This window comes from Trabulsiella odontotermitis (genome assembly GCF_001297775.1).
Classification (GTDB): Bacteria; Pseudomonadota; Gammaproteobacteria; order Enterobacterales; family Enterobacteriaceae; genus Trabulsiella; species Trabulsiella odontotermitis.
Genome location: NZ_LIFX01000010.1, coordinates 207,089 through 222,188, shown reverse-complemented (window position 1 = coordinate 222,188; position 15,100 = coordinate 207,089). Strand labels below are relative to the sequence as shown.

Sequence of the window (15,100 nt, the reverse complement as noted above, 5' to 3'; positions counted from 1 at the left end):
CATTGTGGTAATGGATACGGTTTTTCCCCTGCACTTTACGTTGGTTACAGCCGTTTTTTTCTGTTGCACTTCTGGAGCAACAACGTTTTGACCCGACGCGTCTTTTTAATCCGAACCTGCTAGCCGTCCGCACTGCTCCACTATCTAATCCTGAAAACTGATGTTCTACGAGCGGGCCAGCTCATGGTCAGGAAAATGAATCATCGCTTCAAAATTTTCTTGACTATGAACAGGGGGGAATAAATATACTCTAAGAGGGATTCAAGTCTCGCTGGCAGATCTTTATGGCGGTAAAATCTGTGCCACGCTCAAGCGCCAACATCCCCGCGACCTGTTTGATGTATTGATGATGCTCGAGAAATCCGGCCTGACGAGTGAAATCTTTGACGGCTTCCTTTGTTATCTGGCAGGCCACCCTCGCCCCATTGCCGAACTGCTGTCGCCTAACTGGGATACCGCCCGGATTGCCACGCCGTATACACAAGAATTTGCTGGCATGACGCAACTGGACATCTCACTGGAATCACTTCTGTCAGTCACGACATTGCTGCCTCAGGCTCTGAAATCACACCTTACGGATCAGGTTCTGTCAGTTTTTACTTAGCTATATGCAAAACAATCCTGACTGGTCGCTGTATCGCTATCCTGACATTCAGCATCTCCCGGCTATTCGCTGGAAACGACGTAAACTGTCGGTGCTGAACGAGACACATCCGACGAAGTTTACGGCGGCAGTCAGCAAGCTGGAAGGGCTTCTCGAACCCCACTAACCCTTATCCGTATACCGATACTGGCTGTACCCGTAGCCATAGTAATCGCTGGCACGACGGATCACCCCGTTCAGAATCGCTCCTTTGATGTTGATTCCGCTCTGCTCCAAGCGCTGCACGCACACGCTGATCTCTTTGACGCTGTTCAGGCCAAAACGCACGACAACCAGACTGGTGCCAACGGAGCGGCCAATCACAGCGGCATCGGTGACGACGAGGATCGGCGGCGTATCGATGATCACCATATCGTAATGCGTATTTGCCCAGTCCATCAGTTGGCGGAAACTGTCGCGCATCAGCAGCTCCGCCGGGTTCGGGGGAACCTGACCGCGGGTGATAACGTCGAACCCGCCTTTATGAAAACGCTGCACAGCCTCGGCCATTTCTGATTTGCCGGACAGCACGTCCGACAGCCCGACATCGTTCTCAATGCCGAACATGCCGTGGACGTATCCCCGGCGCATATCGCCATCAATAAACAATACTCTGGATTCAGACTGCGCAATCACCGCCGCCAGCGAGGTGCTGACGAACGTTTTGCCGCTGTCCGGCGTGGCACCGGAGATCATCAAAATGTTGTTCGCGGTTTCCATCATCGCGAAATGCAGGCTGGTGCGCAGACCACGAATCGCCTCGACGGACAGATCGAGCGGGTTATCGATCGGCAAAAACGGGATGTTGCGGGTGTGGTGGCGCAAACGTGATGAGAAAAAATGCTGACGCCGCACCTGGGCTTTTTTCGCCAGCCATTCTGACAGCGGCACGGTGGCGTAAACGTTAATCCCCTGCTCTTCCAGTTGTTCGGGGGATTCAATGCCCCGGCGCAGCAACGTTCGCATCAGCACCAGCCCGGTGGAGAAAAACAGACCAAGCAGCAGACCTAACACCACAATCAGCGCCCTTTTCGGCTGAATAGGATCCGGCTGCGTCATCGCCGAGTCAATGATACGCACGTGACCAATGGCGCTCGAACGGGCAATGCTCAGTTCCTGCTGACGGTTAAGCAGTTGCAGATACACAATGCGGCCGGACTCCACGTCCCGGCTGAGGCGCAGCACCTCCTGCTGCGTCTGCGGCATCGCCGACACGCGTTTGTTGAGCCGAGCTTTCTCCTGCTCCAGCGTCTGGCGTTTTTCCAGCAACGCGCGGTAGGTCGGGTGATCTTTTTTGTAAAGCTGGGAAATTTCGGCTTCGCGGAAAGTCAGCTCGTTAAGTTGATTATCGGCATTGACGATCTGCTCAAGTACACTCTTGGCTTCGAGGTTGAGGTCAACCGAATCCTGCTGTTTGCGGTAAGCGTTGAGTTTGCTTTCCGCCTGATCCAGTTCGCTGCGCACCTGCGGCAGTTGCTCCTGCAGGAATTCCAAGCTTTTTGAATCCTGCGCTGCCTGGCGGGCGATATTCTGTTGCAGATAATTGCTGGTGATGCTGTTCAGAATACGCACGATGTTCTCCGGGTCGTCCCCGGTCAACGTCAGCCCCAGCATACCGCTGTCTTTGCCCCGCTCTTTCACCGTGAAGCGCCGCTGCAGGGCGTTAATCGCCTCCAGTTCGGTTAACTGCGTCAGCATAAATTCGGTGCCTGGCGCGGCCTGAATATCCGACACGTTAAGGGTGATGTCGTCCTGAACAAGCCGTTTGCCCGCCACACCCGTGGCGGTGAAATCCGCGCCATCCAGCCGGTAATGACCATTCTCTTCTACCGTCAGCACGAGCCGTTGCGCGCCCCCTTCACGGCGCGGGATAACCATTTCACTCAGCGCCAGCCGTCCGGGGGCGTCTCCTGTCAGTCGCGCCCAGCCACGCCCCAGCAGCGGAAAATAGCGCTGCACCACCACGTCGCGCAGACGCAAATCATCAATGGTTTTGCCGAGGATCATACGCGACTGCAGCAGTTCGATCTCCGGCGCGGAATCCGGTGAGCTGCCGGGGAGATCCTGCGTCAGGCTGTTGAGCAGTGCATTGCCCTGCTTTTGCTCTACCTGCACCAGCGCGTCCGCCTGGTATATCGGCGTGGTAAACAGCGCGTACGCCAGCGCGCCCAGTGTGAACATCATCGTCACGCCAGCAATCAGCGTCCAGTGATCGAGCAACTCGAAAAACAAGCGAACCAGATCGATTTCATTGTCGCCTGCGGGCATAGTCTGTGGGTGAAGGTTTTTCGTCGACATAACACAACATATCTCGTTTGGTTAGCTGAGCCGCTTCGCCCATTCCTGAGTGGCCAGTGCCAGCAGGCCGTAAACATGCTCGAACGCCTCACGGCTTTTGCCATAAGGATCGGGAATTTTTTTGCCGTCCAGCCATTGACCAAAAAGCAGCGTTTTCCCGCGCACGTCGGGCGCTATCACCGTCACCTGCTCAATGTGCGCGGGCTCCATCACCAGGATCAGATCAACACCGCGCAGCATTCCCGGCGTAACCTTGCGCGACGAATGGCCTTCGAGCGACAGCCCGTGTCCCGCCGCCACCGCCACCGCGGTAGCGTCCGCCGGTCGCCCACTCACACCATGCGTCCCGGCTGAGGCCACCTGTAACGTCGGCAGCGCCTGTCGCAGCAGTCGCTCGCCGATGGGCGAGCGACACAGGTTTCCGGTACACAGCACCAGAACGGAGCAAAACCTTAATGTGGCCATGAGGGGATGTACCGTACGGTTTCCGTCAGGTCATGCACGCCGGTGATGGTCGGCACCAGTTGAGAAATCACGCGGTTCCAGCGCACCACCGGCGCGGCGGTGACGTAGACAATGTCATAGGGTTCGAGCTGGAATTCCGTGCTCAGCACCATGGCGGACGCATCCTGCGCCTTCAACTGATAAATACTCGCAATTTTGTCGCCCGGGGAATTGCTCACCGGGCGGATGACAAAGATGCCGGTGGCGTCAGACATGTCCTGCCGCAGGCCGTCGGCGTTGCCGAGCGCTTCCGCCAGCGTCATGCCACTGCGATCCATCTTTAGCGTGCTCTGCTTGCCCACTTCGCCCATCACAAACACTTTCAGGCTGTCGTTGCGCGGCACAAACAGGATGTCGCTGGGGTACAGCAAATGGTTCTGCATCAGATCGCCGCGCTGCATCAGCGCGTAAAGCGAAATCCGGCGCTCAGTTCCGTTATGGGTCAGCACGACGTTGAGCCAGTCGGCGTCCTCAGTCAGACCACCCGCAGCATTGATCGCATCCATAATGGTTAAAGGAATATTGGTGATCGGCTGCTGGCCGGATTTGGCGACTTCGCCAATGACGTAGGATTTTTGCGAGCGGAACGCGGCGATGCTGACATCCACCTGCGGGCTTTCAATCACGGTATCGAGGCGTGCGGTGATCTCATCCCGCACCTGAGTGAGTGTTTTACCGGCGACTTTCAGGCGGCCCACGTAGGGGTAAAAAATAGCGCCGTCGGCGTTGACCCAGTTGCCGGTATCGCTGGCGCTGCGGTACTGCCCGGCCGGGGTGGTTAATTCAGGGTGATCCCAGACGGTAACCATTAAAACATCACCAATCCCGATGCGGTATTCATAGTCCTGCAAAAGCTTATCGAGCTGTGGGTTGGCGCGGGCAGGGATATGCGGCGGGCGCAATTGTTCGACAAGGCCCGGCGTCAGCGGATAAATATTTACCATCTTATTAAGATCGTAATCCTTGTCCGCAGACTCAATGACATTCTTGCCGTGCGTACTTAACCCCTGGCCCGGAATAACCGTACAGCCGCTAAGCGCCGCCAGCATGAACATCAGCATCGGTAACGTAAAAATGGTTTTCTCAACCCTAGGCTTCCTGCTCATTATTTTCCCTTAAGACAAATTTCGTATAAAAATCGATCATGAAAATAAGCCAGAAGCCAGTTTTTGTAAATAACATTGTTAATCGATATTCATACCGTATTAATTACTTACATTTCTATACAAAAACGTTGAATTTTTCTGGAATGTGAGATTTTCCTTATTGATGTGGAATAATCCTAGTGTTGCAGACTATATTCTGAATCCAGTTAGGAGAACAACAGTAGCACTTATTCAGTTTCCTGTCGGAGTTGATCGTATTTACGGATTTCCCGCATCACTTTTCTGGTAATACTTTCTGGCAACCAGTCGCTGACAAAACGATTCTTTATTACAGTTATCATATTTTCTCAGCAGACCGATGGAATGAGCGACATACTGAACAGGAACATCATATTCCCGCATTACTTCATATATGTCTCCACCTTTTACAGGCAATTTCCATATTCAGAGAATGCATGTTTGCCATTTGAGGAAACAACCTTTGCCATTCGTCTTCCGTCAATCGTAACTTGCTGGACATTCTGTCTCTTCACAAATGAAATAAAACTGCGCAATGTTATATGAAGGTGTCCACTGGCAGTTTAACGTGCTGTTATGTTGCCGGGAAATGGTGAAATCAGCCCAGCCCAAAAGCCGAGATCAAACGTTACAACAGTCGCCAGCGATGAAAGCTGTAGAGGCTTCTGTCGTGTCTGAAACAGCGCTGTCACAGAACAGGCGCTCAATAAACATGCAACCAGCCTGCAGTTATTCTTAATAATACATGCTTCCTCTGGCATACCAGAAATACACTATTTATACTCTCTGACAGAAAAAAACCGCTTCAAAAAAACTTATTCTGGAGATAGCGTATTCATCTGTTATCTCGTTATTTTCAGAGAAAATCATAGATACTGCAGTCAAATATAGGGCTGATATTGATGGCCTGCGCGCGCTTGCCGTACTTTTTGTTGTTCTCTTTCATTTTGGTCTTGGATTTCCAGGCGGTTTTGTTGGTGTCGATGTTTTCTTTGCCATTTCAGGTTATCTGATTGGTGGCCATATATACCAAAGTAAGCTGGAAGATGACTTTTCCTGGGGACAGTTTTATGTTCGCCGGATTAAGCGGATTCTGCCCGCCCTTATTGCCGTTGTGGTTGCTGTCTGGCTGGTCATGTTTTTTGTCTCCACGCCGGAAGACTTCAGAACGCTGGGGCGTGATGCGGCTGCCGCATTGTTGTCGGTTTCTAATGTTACATTGTGGAATTCCTTAAATTACTTCAGCCCCAGCACAGAGCATAATCCCTTACTGATGACCTGGTCGCTGGGGGGGGGGGGACAGTTCTATTTTCTTGCGCCTCTTCTGCTTCTTGCCGTGACCCGGTTTGATAAAAACATCCGTTTCTGACTGATGACCACGGTGATACTGCTCTGATTCGCCATCGCAGCCATCGGGACAATCATGGCTCTACACAGCACATGGTTTCTGACACCTTTCAGAGCCTAGGAGCTGTTTTCCAGTGCGTTACTGGGTATGATTCATACTCATGACACCGCCACTTTTTCAGCCAGAACGGACAATATCAAATCCGTTACAGGCGTATTGCTGATCACTCTGTGCGCTTTGCTTTACGACGCCCGCCCCCCTTTTCCTGGCACAGGCGCGCTGCCTGTTATTCTGGGTACGCTATTGATTCTGGACGCACAAACAACTGTGCTTAATCGCCGACTCCTTTCCTGGAAACCACTGCGCTTTATCGGACTTATCTCCTACTCACTCTATCTCTGGCACTGGCCGGTCATCAGCATTTATCACTATATTTTTGAAGCTGAGCCGAGAACTGGGATCCGTATTTTACTGACAGTCGTCTCGATGGTACTGGCAACCGTCAGCTACTATGTCATTGAAAGACCGTTCCGTGCTGCACAACTTCCTTGGCACCAAGTGTTCCTGCGCTATGGCTCAGTCATGGCTCTGCTTACCGTTATTTTTGCCATCACCTGGCAGCAAAGAGGCTTTCCATCCCGCTGGCCAATCGCTTTTGTCCAGATGCTGGCGGAGGCGGAAGGAGCAGAGGATATCTGCATGACCTCCTAGATCACCAGACACTTCGCCTCTCTTAAAATAAGAGGTAGTCTTAGACCTATGTTTAACACCAGTCAGAATAATAGGATGGTTGAAGTGTTATCAGGACCTGAGCGACGGCGTCGCCGTACACCGCAGGAAAAAATAGCCATTATTCAGCAGACTATGGAACCCGGTATGACCGTGTCTCACGTCGCGTGCCTGCACAGCATCAATGTCAACCAGATTTTCAAATGGAGCAGGCAATATGAAGATGGCTCGCTGACTGCCGTGGCCTCGGGCGAAGAAGTTGTGCCGGCTTCTGAACTTGCTGCCGCCAGTAAGCAAATCCGTGAACTACAGCGCCTTCTGGGCAAAAAGACGATGGAAGCTGAAATACTGAAAGAGGTTGTGGAGTTCGTCCGGGCAAAAAAAATGGATTGCGCATGCGCCCTTGTAGCCCGGGGACGACGACTAACCGACGTCTGCCGAAGCATTGGTATATCGCGTGCGCAGCTGAGTATCAGGGTTCACCGGTTGTCTGACTGGTAGGATCGCAGACGGCAATCCAGTTTTGACGATAACGCGGTTTTGTCCCGGATAAATACGGCCGTGGCCGACCTGCCCACGTACGGTTATCGACGAATATGGGCACTGTTGCGACGAGAGTCTGAGCGGGACGGGCAGCCTGTTGTTAACGCAAAACGGGTGTACCGCATTATGAGCACCCACCACCTGCTTCTTGAGAGAAAACCTGCTGATAACCACCGGAAGCGGGCCCATAAAGGGCGCGTGGCGGTGGCTGAGAGCAACCGACGCTGGTGTTCAGACGGCTTTGAGTTCCGCTGCGACAATGGCGAAAAGTTGCGGGTGACCTTCGCACAGGACTGCTGTGACCGGGAGATCATCGAGTGGGCCGCAGGCACAGGTGGTTATGACAAAGAAACCGTGCAGGATGTCATGCTGGGAGCGGTAGAAAAATGCTTCGGACAGCATCCGCCGTCAGAGCCACTGGAATGGCTGACGGACAATGGTTCGGCCTACAGAACGCATGAAACAAGGGCATTCGCCCGGATGCTGGGACTGGAACCCTGCACAACAGCAGTCCGTAGTCCGGAAAGCAACGGCATCGCAGAAAGCTTCGTGAAAACGATAAAACGGGATTACATCAGCATCATGCCTAAACCAGACAGCCAGATGGCGGTAATAAATTTGGCAGTAGCGTTCAGCCATTACAATGAACATCATCCGCACAGTGCGCTGGGATACCGTTCGCCACGGGAATTTATACGCAGGAAGCTATCGCAACCGTAAGTGAGAAAATGCATCTGGATATATGGGGTCAAATCCATATTTTCTTCACTGATAAACAGTAACAAGCTAAGTGGTAGTTGTAACCTCTATTTCGATGCCGTGATTCTTATAAGCGATTTACGCACCTGCCGCACATCTGTCCCGTCCACCTCAATTTTTATCAGGTGGACATCTCAAACCATATTGGAGATAGACCGGACGAGCTTATTTCTTGCTCTCAGGAAACAAGCATCCACCATTGCGAATGAGCTCTTTTACTTCTTTTCCTACCCGTATGGGGTTGCTACGTAATCGATCAATGAACGCCTTACTATGGTGGACATACGATTTCAAATCGTACTTAGCACTCCAGAGGACGATGTTAAGGACAACAGGAATCAGATCCAGACCTTTTTCGGTCAGAACATAGAAGTCCTTGCGTCCGTCGTTGGGACTGGGTGTCTTCCGTATAATGCCTTCTTTTTCAAGAGAAGAAAGCCGGGAAGCAAGCACATTGGTCGCTATCCCCTCTTCTGACTTAAGAAACTCGCCGTAGGTTTTTTTACCTGCAAAAACAATGTCGCGAATGATCAAAAGCGACCACCGGTCACCGAAGATTTCTACACCAAAGTTCACTGCGCAATGGGAGCGCAGGTTTTCATTACATGCTGTTTTCATAAGTTGAGTTTAACATAGCTTGCATTAAGCAAGTAAAATTTCTATAGTTCACTTGCAAAAAACAAGTAACATAACCAGCATGACTCGAACATGAGAAATGGTCACGCTGGCTGCTCATGAATAGTCAGTTCCGTATCAATAAGGAGTTTGAAATGAAAATCGGCTTTATTGGCGCCGGTCCTGTCGCCCAGACACTCGCTAAACACGCCACGCTGGCAGGACACCAGATTGTACTCAGCAACTCTCGCGGACCAGAGTCTCTTACCCCACTGGTGAGCGAATTAGGCCCCGGAGTTTCTGCTGGTACGGTTAAAGAGGCCGCCGCACAGGAACTCGTCATTCTTGCCGTTAAGTGGTGGAATGTGCAGTCTGCTCTGTTTGAAGTTGGTGACTGGAAGGGTCGTGTGCTCGTGGATACCACCAACCGGGTTGCAAGTATTGAGCCTTTGGCTCTGGGTGATATAACAGGTCGGACATCAAGTGAGATAGTGGCAGACCTTGCGCCAGGGGCGAAAGTTGTTAAAGCATTCAATACCGTTCCTGCGTCCTGGCTCTCGGATTTTTCATCGTCAAAGCCTAAGACTGCGTTCTTCGTGTCCGGTGATGATGTCGTTGCCAAAAATCTGGTAAGCAAGTTTATTGAGGAACTAGGTTTCTATAGCCTCGATTTAGGCTCTCTGGCAGAGGGTGGCCGACTTCAACAAACGGGCGGACCACTCGTCGGGGTCAACCTTACCTTCAATGATCGGTTTATCCTTCCGGCTGTAGATTAAGCGGAAGCCATGTTGGTCGGGAATGGATTCCCACTGCCTTGACTGGAGACAAAACCAACGTAATTATCATGAATTAACGATACAAATAGTTGGTTCAAGCTCTTCAGGAAAATGGCTTTCGAAATATACTCTCAAGTCTTCCAGGCTAATTTCAGAAAAACGTGACAGTAGAGCCTGTTCAGCCTCATCCAACACATTACCCAAAGCCCTGTTTACCGCAGCTTCTACAGCACATTCTGGGTTTTCATCCCCTCCTCCGATGGCAAAAAGCTGCTTACCCCCTACCGCGCGATAGATATCAAGCAGGCTGACATCACGCAGAGCAACAGCAATGCGCCATCCGCCGTGATGGCCTTTTACCGCTGAGACAAAACCAACCTCGCGCAAACCAGCAAGAGTGCGTCTTACTACAGCACTATTCGTTCCAAGCATCTTGGCGATTTGTTCCGAAGTGTACACTTTATCGTGCCGCGCCATGTGCAGTAAAACATGCAATGTGCGGGAAAGCTTGTTGTCCTGGCGCATATCACCCCTTCTCTTCAATCACACTTTTGTATCTTACAATGATACATGATATTGACAATGATAAATATCATGTGATTTTATAAGTTACATGAAGAGACCGCATTATTGCGTGTGCGGAAAAATCGAACCCATGACATATAAGGAATCAATAATGACCTCCGTCTTATCTTCGAATCTTTCAACATGCTTGATGATTGCTCTTGCATCAGCCAGCCTGGCTATGACGATTACCCAAACCGAACTTTTCACAACACTGCGGGCATGGGCGACCAGAATAAATGACCTGTTGGGACATCTGTTCAGTTGCTTTTACTGCATGAGCCATTGGATGGTTGCGGGTGGTATGTTGATCTACCACCCATCTCTTTTGAAAAGTGGCATCGGCCTGATCGACTGGTTGACGACTGCTTTTGCCGTACTCACCATTACCACATTTATTAATGGTTTATTGTTTAAAGTTTTTCAGGCTGCTATTCGTACCCATATGATGAAACATGAAGCGCAACAAATACTGAATCCGCATAAGTAAATGGCAGGACATATATGAATACGGATACCAATGACATTTTCAACAGCGAATTTTCCCACCGGTATGATGCCAGCAATTCACGTTTCAGTGCGATTAACGGCAATCTGCATTTTTTGATCACATTATTATTAAGTGATCTGCCCATTGACGCACATATACTTTGCGTCGGTGTGGGAACTGGTACCGAAATCATTTACCTCGCTAGCATGAACCCTGACTGGCGCTTCACTGGTATAGATCCCTCACCTGATATGTTGGAAGTATGCGCCAGTAAGTTGGAGCAAGCTGAGATCAAACATCGTTGCACTTTAATAGAAGGATATCTAGAGAATGTACCGGATACCAAGGTTTATGATGCAATCATATGCCTGCTGGTGACCCATTTTATTCAGTTAAATGATCGTGGCGGCATCTATCATCAAATGGCGGCACGATTAAGAACGCCCGGAAGACTGGTTGTTGCTGAAATCGCGGGAAATATAGACGCTGATAATTTTGACGAACAATTGGCCAATTGGGCTATTATGCAGGCAATTTCCAACCCAAACATGCCAACACTAGATGATCTCAGAAACCTACTAAAGAAAAGGTTGCTTCTGTTGCCACCAGAAAAAACTGAAAAATTAATTATTAATGCTGGTTTTTTGCCACCATATCATTTTTTTCAATCACTATTGATTCATGCTTGGGTAGCGAAAAAATGAGTCCTTTTATTTCTAAGGAATTCAGTTTGATGATATCTAAATCATTAACCGCTTCACCATAAATCATATAGTTGGGGATGCATTGGCAAGAATTATTTTCATCGCACTCGTAGCAAACAGATCGCGGCATAGTTAGCGCTGTTCGTTGTTGCTCTGATTGCCATTGCCCCACTGCTCTCAATCCTCCTGCAAAAAAACACAATGAAGATGATGCGGCATGATGCATCACCATACGCCGGTGATGAGTGCTTATCATGTCTGGCAGAAACCAGTGCAGATGCAAGGTGATCATACAGAGGCATGCGGATAATGTGTATTCCCGGCACATGTTCCGGGTTTGTTGTCAGCGCTGGCTGTACTAATTTTTGCGCTACTGTTACTCCTGCGCCTTAAGCTATCACGACCCGTCATTCATTTATTCCCATAGCGTTATCCTCACACCCGCGCACCACCGCAGATAGCTACTTTTACTTACAGAATACAGAAAAAACAAAAATTGGCGTCTGAACGTCACACTTCTCTTTGGTTTACAAGCAAAAGTATGACAACCTGCACTATAGCAGGACTGAACAAAAACAATTAAGAGATACTCCACCCCGTACTAAATCACAATAGTCATTTTATATATTGCTACTGTTCACCATCAAAATCAGAAAAGGCGAATGAAATGGTTTCACCACCATTGTCTAAATTCAATGAATAAGTGCAAAACTCATTATAAAGATCTGTATTATTATTTTTATCAATTTTTATATTCCATCGACTTCCTCTTACTTGATAGACATTATCATTAACGGAGGAAACTGAAGATATAAACTTCACACAATCCGATACAGGAACATGCGAATACTCTATCAGAAAATATTGATGTAACAATGTGCTTACTTCTATCTCCCCACCCCATGGATTAATTATCTTATTATCTCTAATCATAGAAGGTGGAAGAACCTTCATTTTAATTATATTTTCAGTGGTAAGCCACGTCAGATTACTTGATACTGAGTTATTTATGTCTATCGCATTTTTTATCAATGACAAACTACCAGAAGCGGTTTTCAGTCTTTGAGTCATTTGGATTTTAGGGTAAATGATGAATACAGACATCAGGATAGTTGTTACGACAATGAAGATCAGGATAATTTCAATAATAGTAAAACCTTTCTTATTTACATTCATTCCATATTTTCCTTTTAATTTCAACTTTATATTTAAATACTAATCCTATGTATTAATGTCAAACCGAAGGTCAACCTTATGTATTAAATTCTATCAAATTCACTGACTAATTTTCAAAACCAGTCTTATTTAACCGTAAATGAATAAGACATGTTTTCGTGGAGCAATTCAGAAGGACATCTATTTATAGAGTGATTAAATAATTTGTTTCCCCATCTGCTGATAAAAACAGAAAGCACAACACGAAAGTCAATCTTTACTGGTTGCAGGAAATGTGGGGATATGAAAAATGGACTAAATATTTTGTTCTCCCGATCCCAACCGTAAAGCATCGTCACTCATGGTAAAAAAAATAAAATAAAACCTAGTTAATAAAAGAAAGGTATTTATTTTTTAAATACCTAACGTAACGAATTATGGCTATAAATAAAATTACTGTTCAATACCTATAATTGCCGTACCAGAATGGAACGTTGGTCCCTGATTCTTAAGATCTTCTGGCCATATCTGTCTGGTCATCGAGTGTTCAACAGAATGTGCCGAAATAAAGTATATAGCCTCAAATGGAGGTGGGTGGTCTGCTAATTCCTTTGTAACACACCGGAGTATTGGTGGAGGAACATACAACGAATTATGTGTCTTATAGATCAACAGAATCACTCCCTCACCATACCCTTTGTTTCCCTTCTCCTTGATAAGACTCAGGAATAAGTCCCGTATTTCACTGATATCCCATTCAATCGGCACATTTTCATACCTACCATGGAAAAGAGCTAATGGTGCAAACTCGGCTAGTTCGAGCCACTTGTCTCCATATGCCGTTGTAATCCTAAAATCCAGGCTATTTTCAGGTTGCGAAGTCAGGTTCGTGAGATTTCCATAATGTGCTATCTGTGGATTAAGAGTTGGTTTACCGGCACAGAAAGCTTCCGCCATTAAGCGCTCGATCTCGTTTTTCGATTGCGGAAACTCAGCCACTTCGCGGTGTACTCCCGATGAAGTTATTCGGATGGATGCACTAATACCGGTTGGTTTCTTTTGATTAGCCATACTGTATGAACCTGTATCGTTCGACGATGCGATTTTGGAAGTCATTACAAAATATTACAAAGCAACCTGCCAAAATTCAACCTTATCACTTACTTTTGTGCTTTACTGCAACATCTCTGGTTTTAAACTCGTCTGTGATACACACATAAATGCCACTAACATACTCACTCGTTTAAACAATGTGCATTAACCATTCAGAGTAGTTTACACAGATCTTCAAGGGACTTTGTCGCTGTACTAGATGAAAATCTTCTAACCGAATGCCCCGAACAAGACATCATCAATCTGGCTGATCAGTGTAGTCGTAATAAATTTCAACACAAATAAATATAGATAAATACGCGACATACAGAATAACTAAGTTAACCGTTCATCTGGTGACATTTAAGAAAACAATATAATTCCATTTTATAATTTGACTATATATACAAAAACCTTATTATTACACACATAGTAAATAAAAACATTTAGGGTAATTCAATTTATCAGGAAACAGCATTATGAGCAATCGGTGATTCTATATAAAAAACAACATCAAAATTCAATGGCCACCTTACAAATCATAAACAGAGCGGAGGAATAAATATATGAAATTGGAAATAAACATAATATACGAATGGTCTGAGGAAGCTAAAAAAATGGGTGGCTATAATCATTTAAATTATTATAATCAACGTTTGACGGCACCTGTAAAAAAATATTTTATCATTGAAGATGGTCAAGTATATGAGCATACAGTGTGTTGCCCTATTTTATCAGATATCCGCGAGAATACACTACTGAAAGTGGAAACAATAAATGAAGGTAAGTTTATTGTTGATACAGATTGCGAGTGGCCAGATGGCGTTTCACCACAACATGGATACATACCAGAAGCAAAAGGTGCAGAACCTGGAGCTTTATATTTTTATGTTTGCAACAACATTGATATAATAACTTCCCGCATCGAATTTAATGCAATGAGAAGGCAATACAATTATAACGCAAGTAAAAACCCAGGTTGCCCGTTAGTGAAAATAACCATTATTAAATAATAGTGTAGCCCAGATTCAATTTAAGACAATCTGCCTCAGCCTTTTCCAAAACATAATATATATCTGTTAATTCAACTGGATTTGTTGTCCCTTTATGACAAATTCTGAAAAAAGGAATACCATCTTTATCTTTAAATTCAACGACTTCATACATATTTTTACTGAAAAATGCACCTGTGGATTTTGACCCAAAAACATTTTTCATTGGAAGCTCCTTTGATTAACAGAATTATCACAGGATGTTGCTACATAACGATATTAGGTGATAAGCATCATGTAGCAACCTGGATAATCAGATTTCAAAATCTTCGAGCTTCTTACCTGCTTCGATGGCATTAGCAATCGGCTTTGGTGTACGGCCCTGTCCGGTCCATGTTTTTTCACTACCGTCAAGATCAGTATATTTATACTTTGCAGGTCGAGGAGCCCTGGTGGTTTTCCCTTCTTTATGAGTTTTAAGTGAACCAACCAATTCAGCAGGATCAATACCCTCTTCCTGTAGTTTTTTGCGGAATGCTTCTAGTTTAGCCTGTTTTTCTTCTTGTTCCTTATGGAGTGAGACTTCTTCTTCACGGCGCTCTTCTACAATCGACGTAAGCTTCTCCAGTATATCTTCGAGGGCTTCTAAGCCTAATTCACGAGCCTGAGCACGCAGTGTGCGAATGTTGTTTAATATTTTGATAGCTTCACTCATTTGTAGTTCATCCTGGTGGTTAGTAGTACGAAACCTTCATAATAGCTTT

At 46.9% G+C, this 15,100-nt stretch carries 15 protein-coding genes and 2 pseudogenes; 8 read left to right on the top strand and 9 right to left on the bottom strand.

Annotation, left to right across the window (positions count from 1 at the left end):
• Nucleotides 1-265 precede the first annotated feature (265 nt).
• Nucleotides 266-770: pseudogene (locus tag AOY23_RS14880) on the top strand (nucleotidyl transferase AbiEii/AbiGii toxin family protein); the annotation flags it as partial.
• Here the strand turns inward: AOY23_RS14880 and etk are convergent.
• The 3 genes from etk to AOY23_RS14865 are packed head-to-tail and all read right to left on the bottom strand — an operon-like array spanning nucleotide 767 to nucleotide 4,506.
• Nucleotides 767-2,941: a tyrosine-protein kinase gene (etk, locus tag AOY23_RS14875; protein ID WP_054179540.1), complete on the bottom strand. Its 2,175-nt coding sequence runs from the start codon at nucleotides 2,939-2,941 to the stop codon at nucleotides 767-769. The pseudogene AOY23_RS14880 and the gene etk sit on opposite strands and share 4 nt — an antisense overlap.
• Before the next feature lie 21 nt (nucleotides 2,942-2,962).
• Entirely contained in the window at nucleotides 2,963-3,406 is a 444-nt protein-coding gene (locus tag AOY23_RS14870) for an arsenate reductase/protein-tyrosine-phosphatase family protein (RefSeq protein ID WP_054179539.1), read from the bottom strand.
• Nucleotides 3,394-4,506: a polysaccharide export protein gene (locus tag AOY23_RS14865; protein WP_054179538.1), complete on the bottom strand. Its 1,113-nt coding sequence runs from the start codon at nucleotides 4,504-4,506 to the stop codon at nucleotides 3,394-3,396. The genes AOY23_RS14870 and AOY23_RS14865 overlap by 13 nt, the downstream gene beginning before the upstream one ends.
• A gap of 880 nt (nucleotides 4,507-5,386) precedes the next feature.
• On the opposite strand from AOY23_RS14865, the gene AOY23_RS23215 reads away from it, so the two are divergent.
• From AOY23_RS23215 to AOY23_RS22350, 3 genes and pseudogenes are all read left to right on the top strand, one after another.
• A complete protein-coding gene (locus AOY23_RS23215) occupies nucleotides 5,387-5,938 on the top strand; it encodes an acyltransferase family protein (RefSeq protein WP_081005695.1) in 552 nt (183 codons plus the stop codon).
• 126 nt (nucleotides 5,939-6,064) lie between these two features.
• Entirely contained in the window at nucleotides 6,065-6,628 is a 564-nt protein-coding gene (locus AOY23_RS14860) for an acyltransferase family protein (RefSeq protein WP_054179537.1), read from the top strand.
• 75 nt (nucleotides 6,629-6,703) lie between these two features.
• Nucleotides 6,704-7,909: pseudogene (locus AOY23_RS22350) on the top strand (IS3 family transposase).
• A gap of 204 nt (nucleotides 7,910-8,113) precedes the next feature.
• Here AOY23_RS22350 and AOY23_RS14845 read toward each other — a convergent pair.
• On the bottom strand, nucleotides 8,114-8,566 hold the full coding sequence (locus AOY23_RS14845) for a winged helix-turn-helix transcriptional regulator (protein ID WP_054179536.1): 453 nt from the start codon (nucleotides 8,564-8,566) through the stop codon (nucleotides 8,114-8,116).
• 152 nt (nucleotides 8,567-8,718) lie between these two features.
• Between AOY23_RS14845 and AOY23_RS14840 the strand changes: the two genes are divergently transcribed.
• Nucleotides 8,719-9,339 carry an NADPH-dependent F420 reductase gene (locus AOY23_RS14840; RefSeq protein ID WP_054179535.1) on the top strand — a complete coding sequence of 207 codons (621 nt, stop codon included), beginning with the start codon at nucleotides 8,719-8,721 and terminating at the stop codon, nucleotides 9,337-9,339.
• A gap of 66 nt (nucleotides 9,340-9,405) precedes the next feature.
• Here AOY23_RS14840 and AOY23_RS14835 read toward each other — a convergent pair whose 3' ends face one another.
• Entirely contained in the window at nucleotides 9,406-9,864 is a 459-nt protein-coding gene (locus AOY23_RS14835; protein ID WP_054179534.1) for an Rrf2 family transcriptional regulator, read from the bottom strand.
• A 151-nt stretch (nucleotides 9,865-10,015) separates the two neighbouring features.
• Between AOY23_RS14835 and AOY23_RS14830 the strand changes: the two genes are divergently transcribed.
• Both AOY23_RS14830 and AOY23_RS14825 read left to right on the top strand, forming a co-directional pair.
• Entirely contained in the window at nucleotides 10,016-10,393 is a 378-nt protein-coding gene (locus AOY23_RS14830; protein ID WP_054179533.1) for a DUF1360 domain-containing protein, read from the top strand.
• Between the two features lie 14 nt (nucleotides 10,394-10,407).
• Nucleotides 10,408-11,097 carry a class I SAM-dependent methyltransferase gene (locus tag AOY23_RS14825; protein ID WP_054179532.1) on the top strand — a complete coding sequence of 230 codons (690 nt, stop codon included), beginning with the start codon at nucleotides 10,408-10,410 and terminating at the stop codon, nucleotides 11,095-11,097.
• A gap of 630 nt (nucleotides 11,098-11,727) precedes the next feature.
• Here AOY23_RS14825 and AOY23_RS14820 read toward each other — a convergent pair.
• Both AOY23_RS14820 and AOY23_RS14815 read right to left on the bottom strand, forming a co-directional pair.
• Nucleotides 11,728-12,273, bottom strand: coding sequence for a type 4 pilus major pilin (locus AOY23_RS14820; protein WP_054179531.1), 546 nt, complete (start codon nucleotides 12,271-12,273; stop codon nucleotides 11,728-11,730).
• Between the two features lie 432 nt (nucleotides 12,274-12,705).
• Nucleotides 12,706-13,323, bottom strand: a complete 618-nt coding sequence (locus tag AOY23_RS14815) for a hypothetical protein (RefSeq protein ID WP_054179530.1) — start codon at nucleotides 13,321-13,323, stop codon at nucleotides 12,706-12,708.
• Nucleotides 13,324-13,910: 587 nt separating this feature from the next.
• Between AOY23_RS14815 and AOY23_RS22630 the strand changes: the two genes are divergently transcribed.
• Entirely contained in the window at nucleotides 13,911-14,357 is a 447-nt protein-coding gene (locus AOY23_RS22630; RefSeq protein ID WP_152958564.1) for a hypothetical protein, read from the top strand.
• Here AOY23_RS22630 and AOY23_RS14810 read toward each other — a convergent pair.
• Both AOY23_RS14810 and AOY23_RS14805 read right to left on the bottom strand, forming a co-directional pair.
• A complete protein-coding gene (locus AOY23_RS14810; RefSeq protein WP_054179529.1) occupies nucleotides 14,350-14,562 on the bottom strand; it encodes a hypothetical protein in 213 nt (70 codons plus the stop codon). The genes AOY23_RS22630 and AOY23_RS14810 overlap by 8 nt on opposite strands.
• 87 nt (nucleotides 14,563-14,649) lie before the next feature.
• The gene (locus tag AOY23_RS14805; RefSeq protein WP_054179528.1) at nucleotides 14,650-15,051 is read right to left on the bottom strand and encodes an H-NS family histone-like protein; all 402 of its coding nucleotides are present in this window, start codon (nucleotides 15,049-15,051) and stop codon (nucleotides 14,650-14,652) included.
• Nucleotides 15,052-15,100 lie beyond the last annotated feature (49 nt).

What these genes read in the sequence shown, in the direction of transcription:
- etk (WP_054179540.1), bottom strand. Translation starts at nt 2,941, where the DNA reads ATGTCGACGAAAAACCTTCACCCACAGACTATGCCCGCAGGCGACAAT.
- AOY23_RS14870 (WP_054179539.1), bottom strand. Translation starts at nt 3,406, where the DNA reads ATGGCCACATTAAGGTTTTGCTCCGTTCTGGTGCTGTGTACCGGAAAC.
- AOY23_RS14865 (WP_054179538.1), bottom strand. Translation starts at nt 4,506, where the DNA reads ATGCTGATGTTCATGCTGGCGGCGCTTAGCGGCTGTACGGTTATTCCG.
- AOY23_RS14860 (WP_054179537.1), top strand. Translation starts at nt 6,065, where the DNA reads ATGATTCATACTCATGACACCGCCACTTTTTCAGCCAGAACGGACAAT.
- AOY23_RS14845 (WP_054179536.1), bottom strand. Translation starts at nt 8,566, where the DNA reads ATGAAAACAGCATGTAATGAAAACCTGCGCTCCCATTGCGCAGTGAAC.
- AOY23_RS14840 (WP_054179535.1), top strand. Translation starts at nt 8,719, where the DNA reads ATGAAAATCGGCTTTATTGGCGCCGGTCCTGTCGCCCAGACACTCGCT.
- AOY23_RS14835 (WP_054179534.1), bottom strand. Translation starts at nt 9,864, where the DNA reads ATGCGCCAGGACAACAAGCTTTCCCGCACATTGCATGTTTTACTGCAC.
- AOY23_RS14830 (WP_054179533.1), top strand. Translation starts at nt 10,016, where the DNA reads ATGACCTCCGTCTTATCTTCGAATCTTTCAACATGCTTGATGATTGCT.
- AOY23_RS14825 (WP_054179532.1), top strand. Translation starts at nt 10,408, where the DNA reads ATGAATACGGATACCAATGACATTTTCAACAGCGAATTTTCCCACCGG.
- AOY23_RS14820 (WP_054179531.1), bottom strand. Translation starts at nt 12,273, where the DNA reads ATGAATGTAAATAAGAAAGGTTTTACTATTATTGAAATTATCCTGATC.
- AOY23_RS14815 (WP_054179530.1), bottom strand. Translation starts at nt 13,323, where the DNA reads ATGGCTAATCAAAAGAAACCAACCGGTATTAGTGCATCCATCCGAATA.
- AOY23_RS22630 (WP_152958564.1), top strand. Translation starts at nt 13,911, where the DNA reads ATGAAATTGGAAATAAACATAATATACGAATGGTCTGAGGAAGCTAAA.
- AOY23_RS14810 (WP_054179529.1), bottom strand. Translation starts at nt 14,562, where the DNA reads ATGAAAAATGTTTTTGGGTCAAAATCCACAGGTGCATTTTTCAGTAAA.
- AOY23_RS14805 (WP_054179528.1), bottom strand. Translation starts at nt 15,051, where the DNA reads ATGAGTGAAGCTATCAAAATATTAAACAACATTCGCACACTGCGTGCT.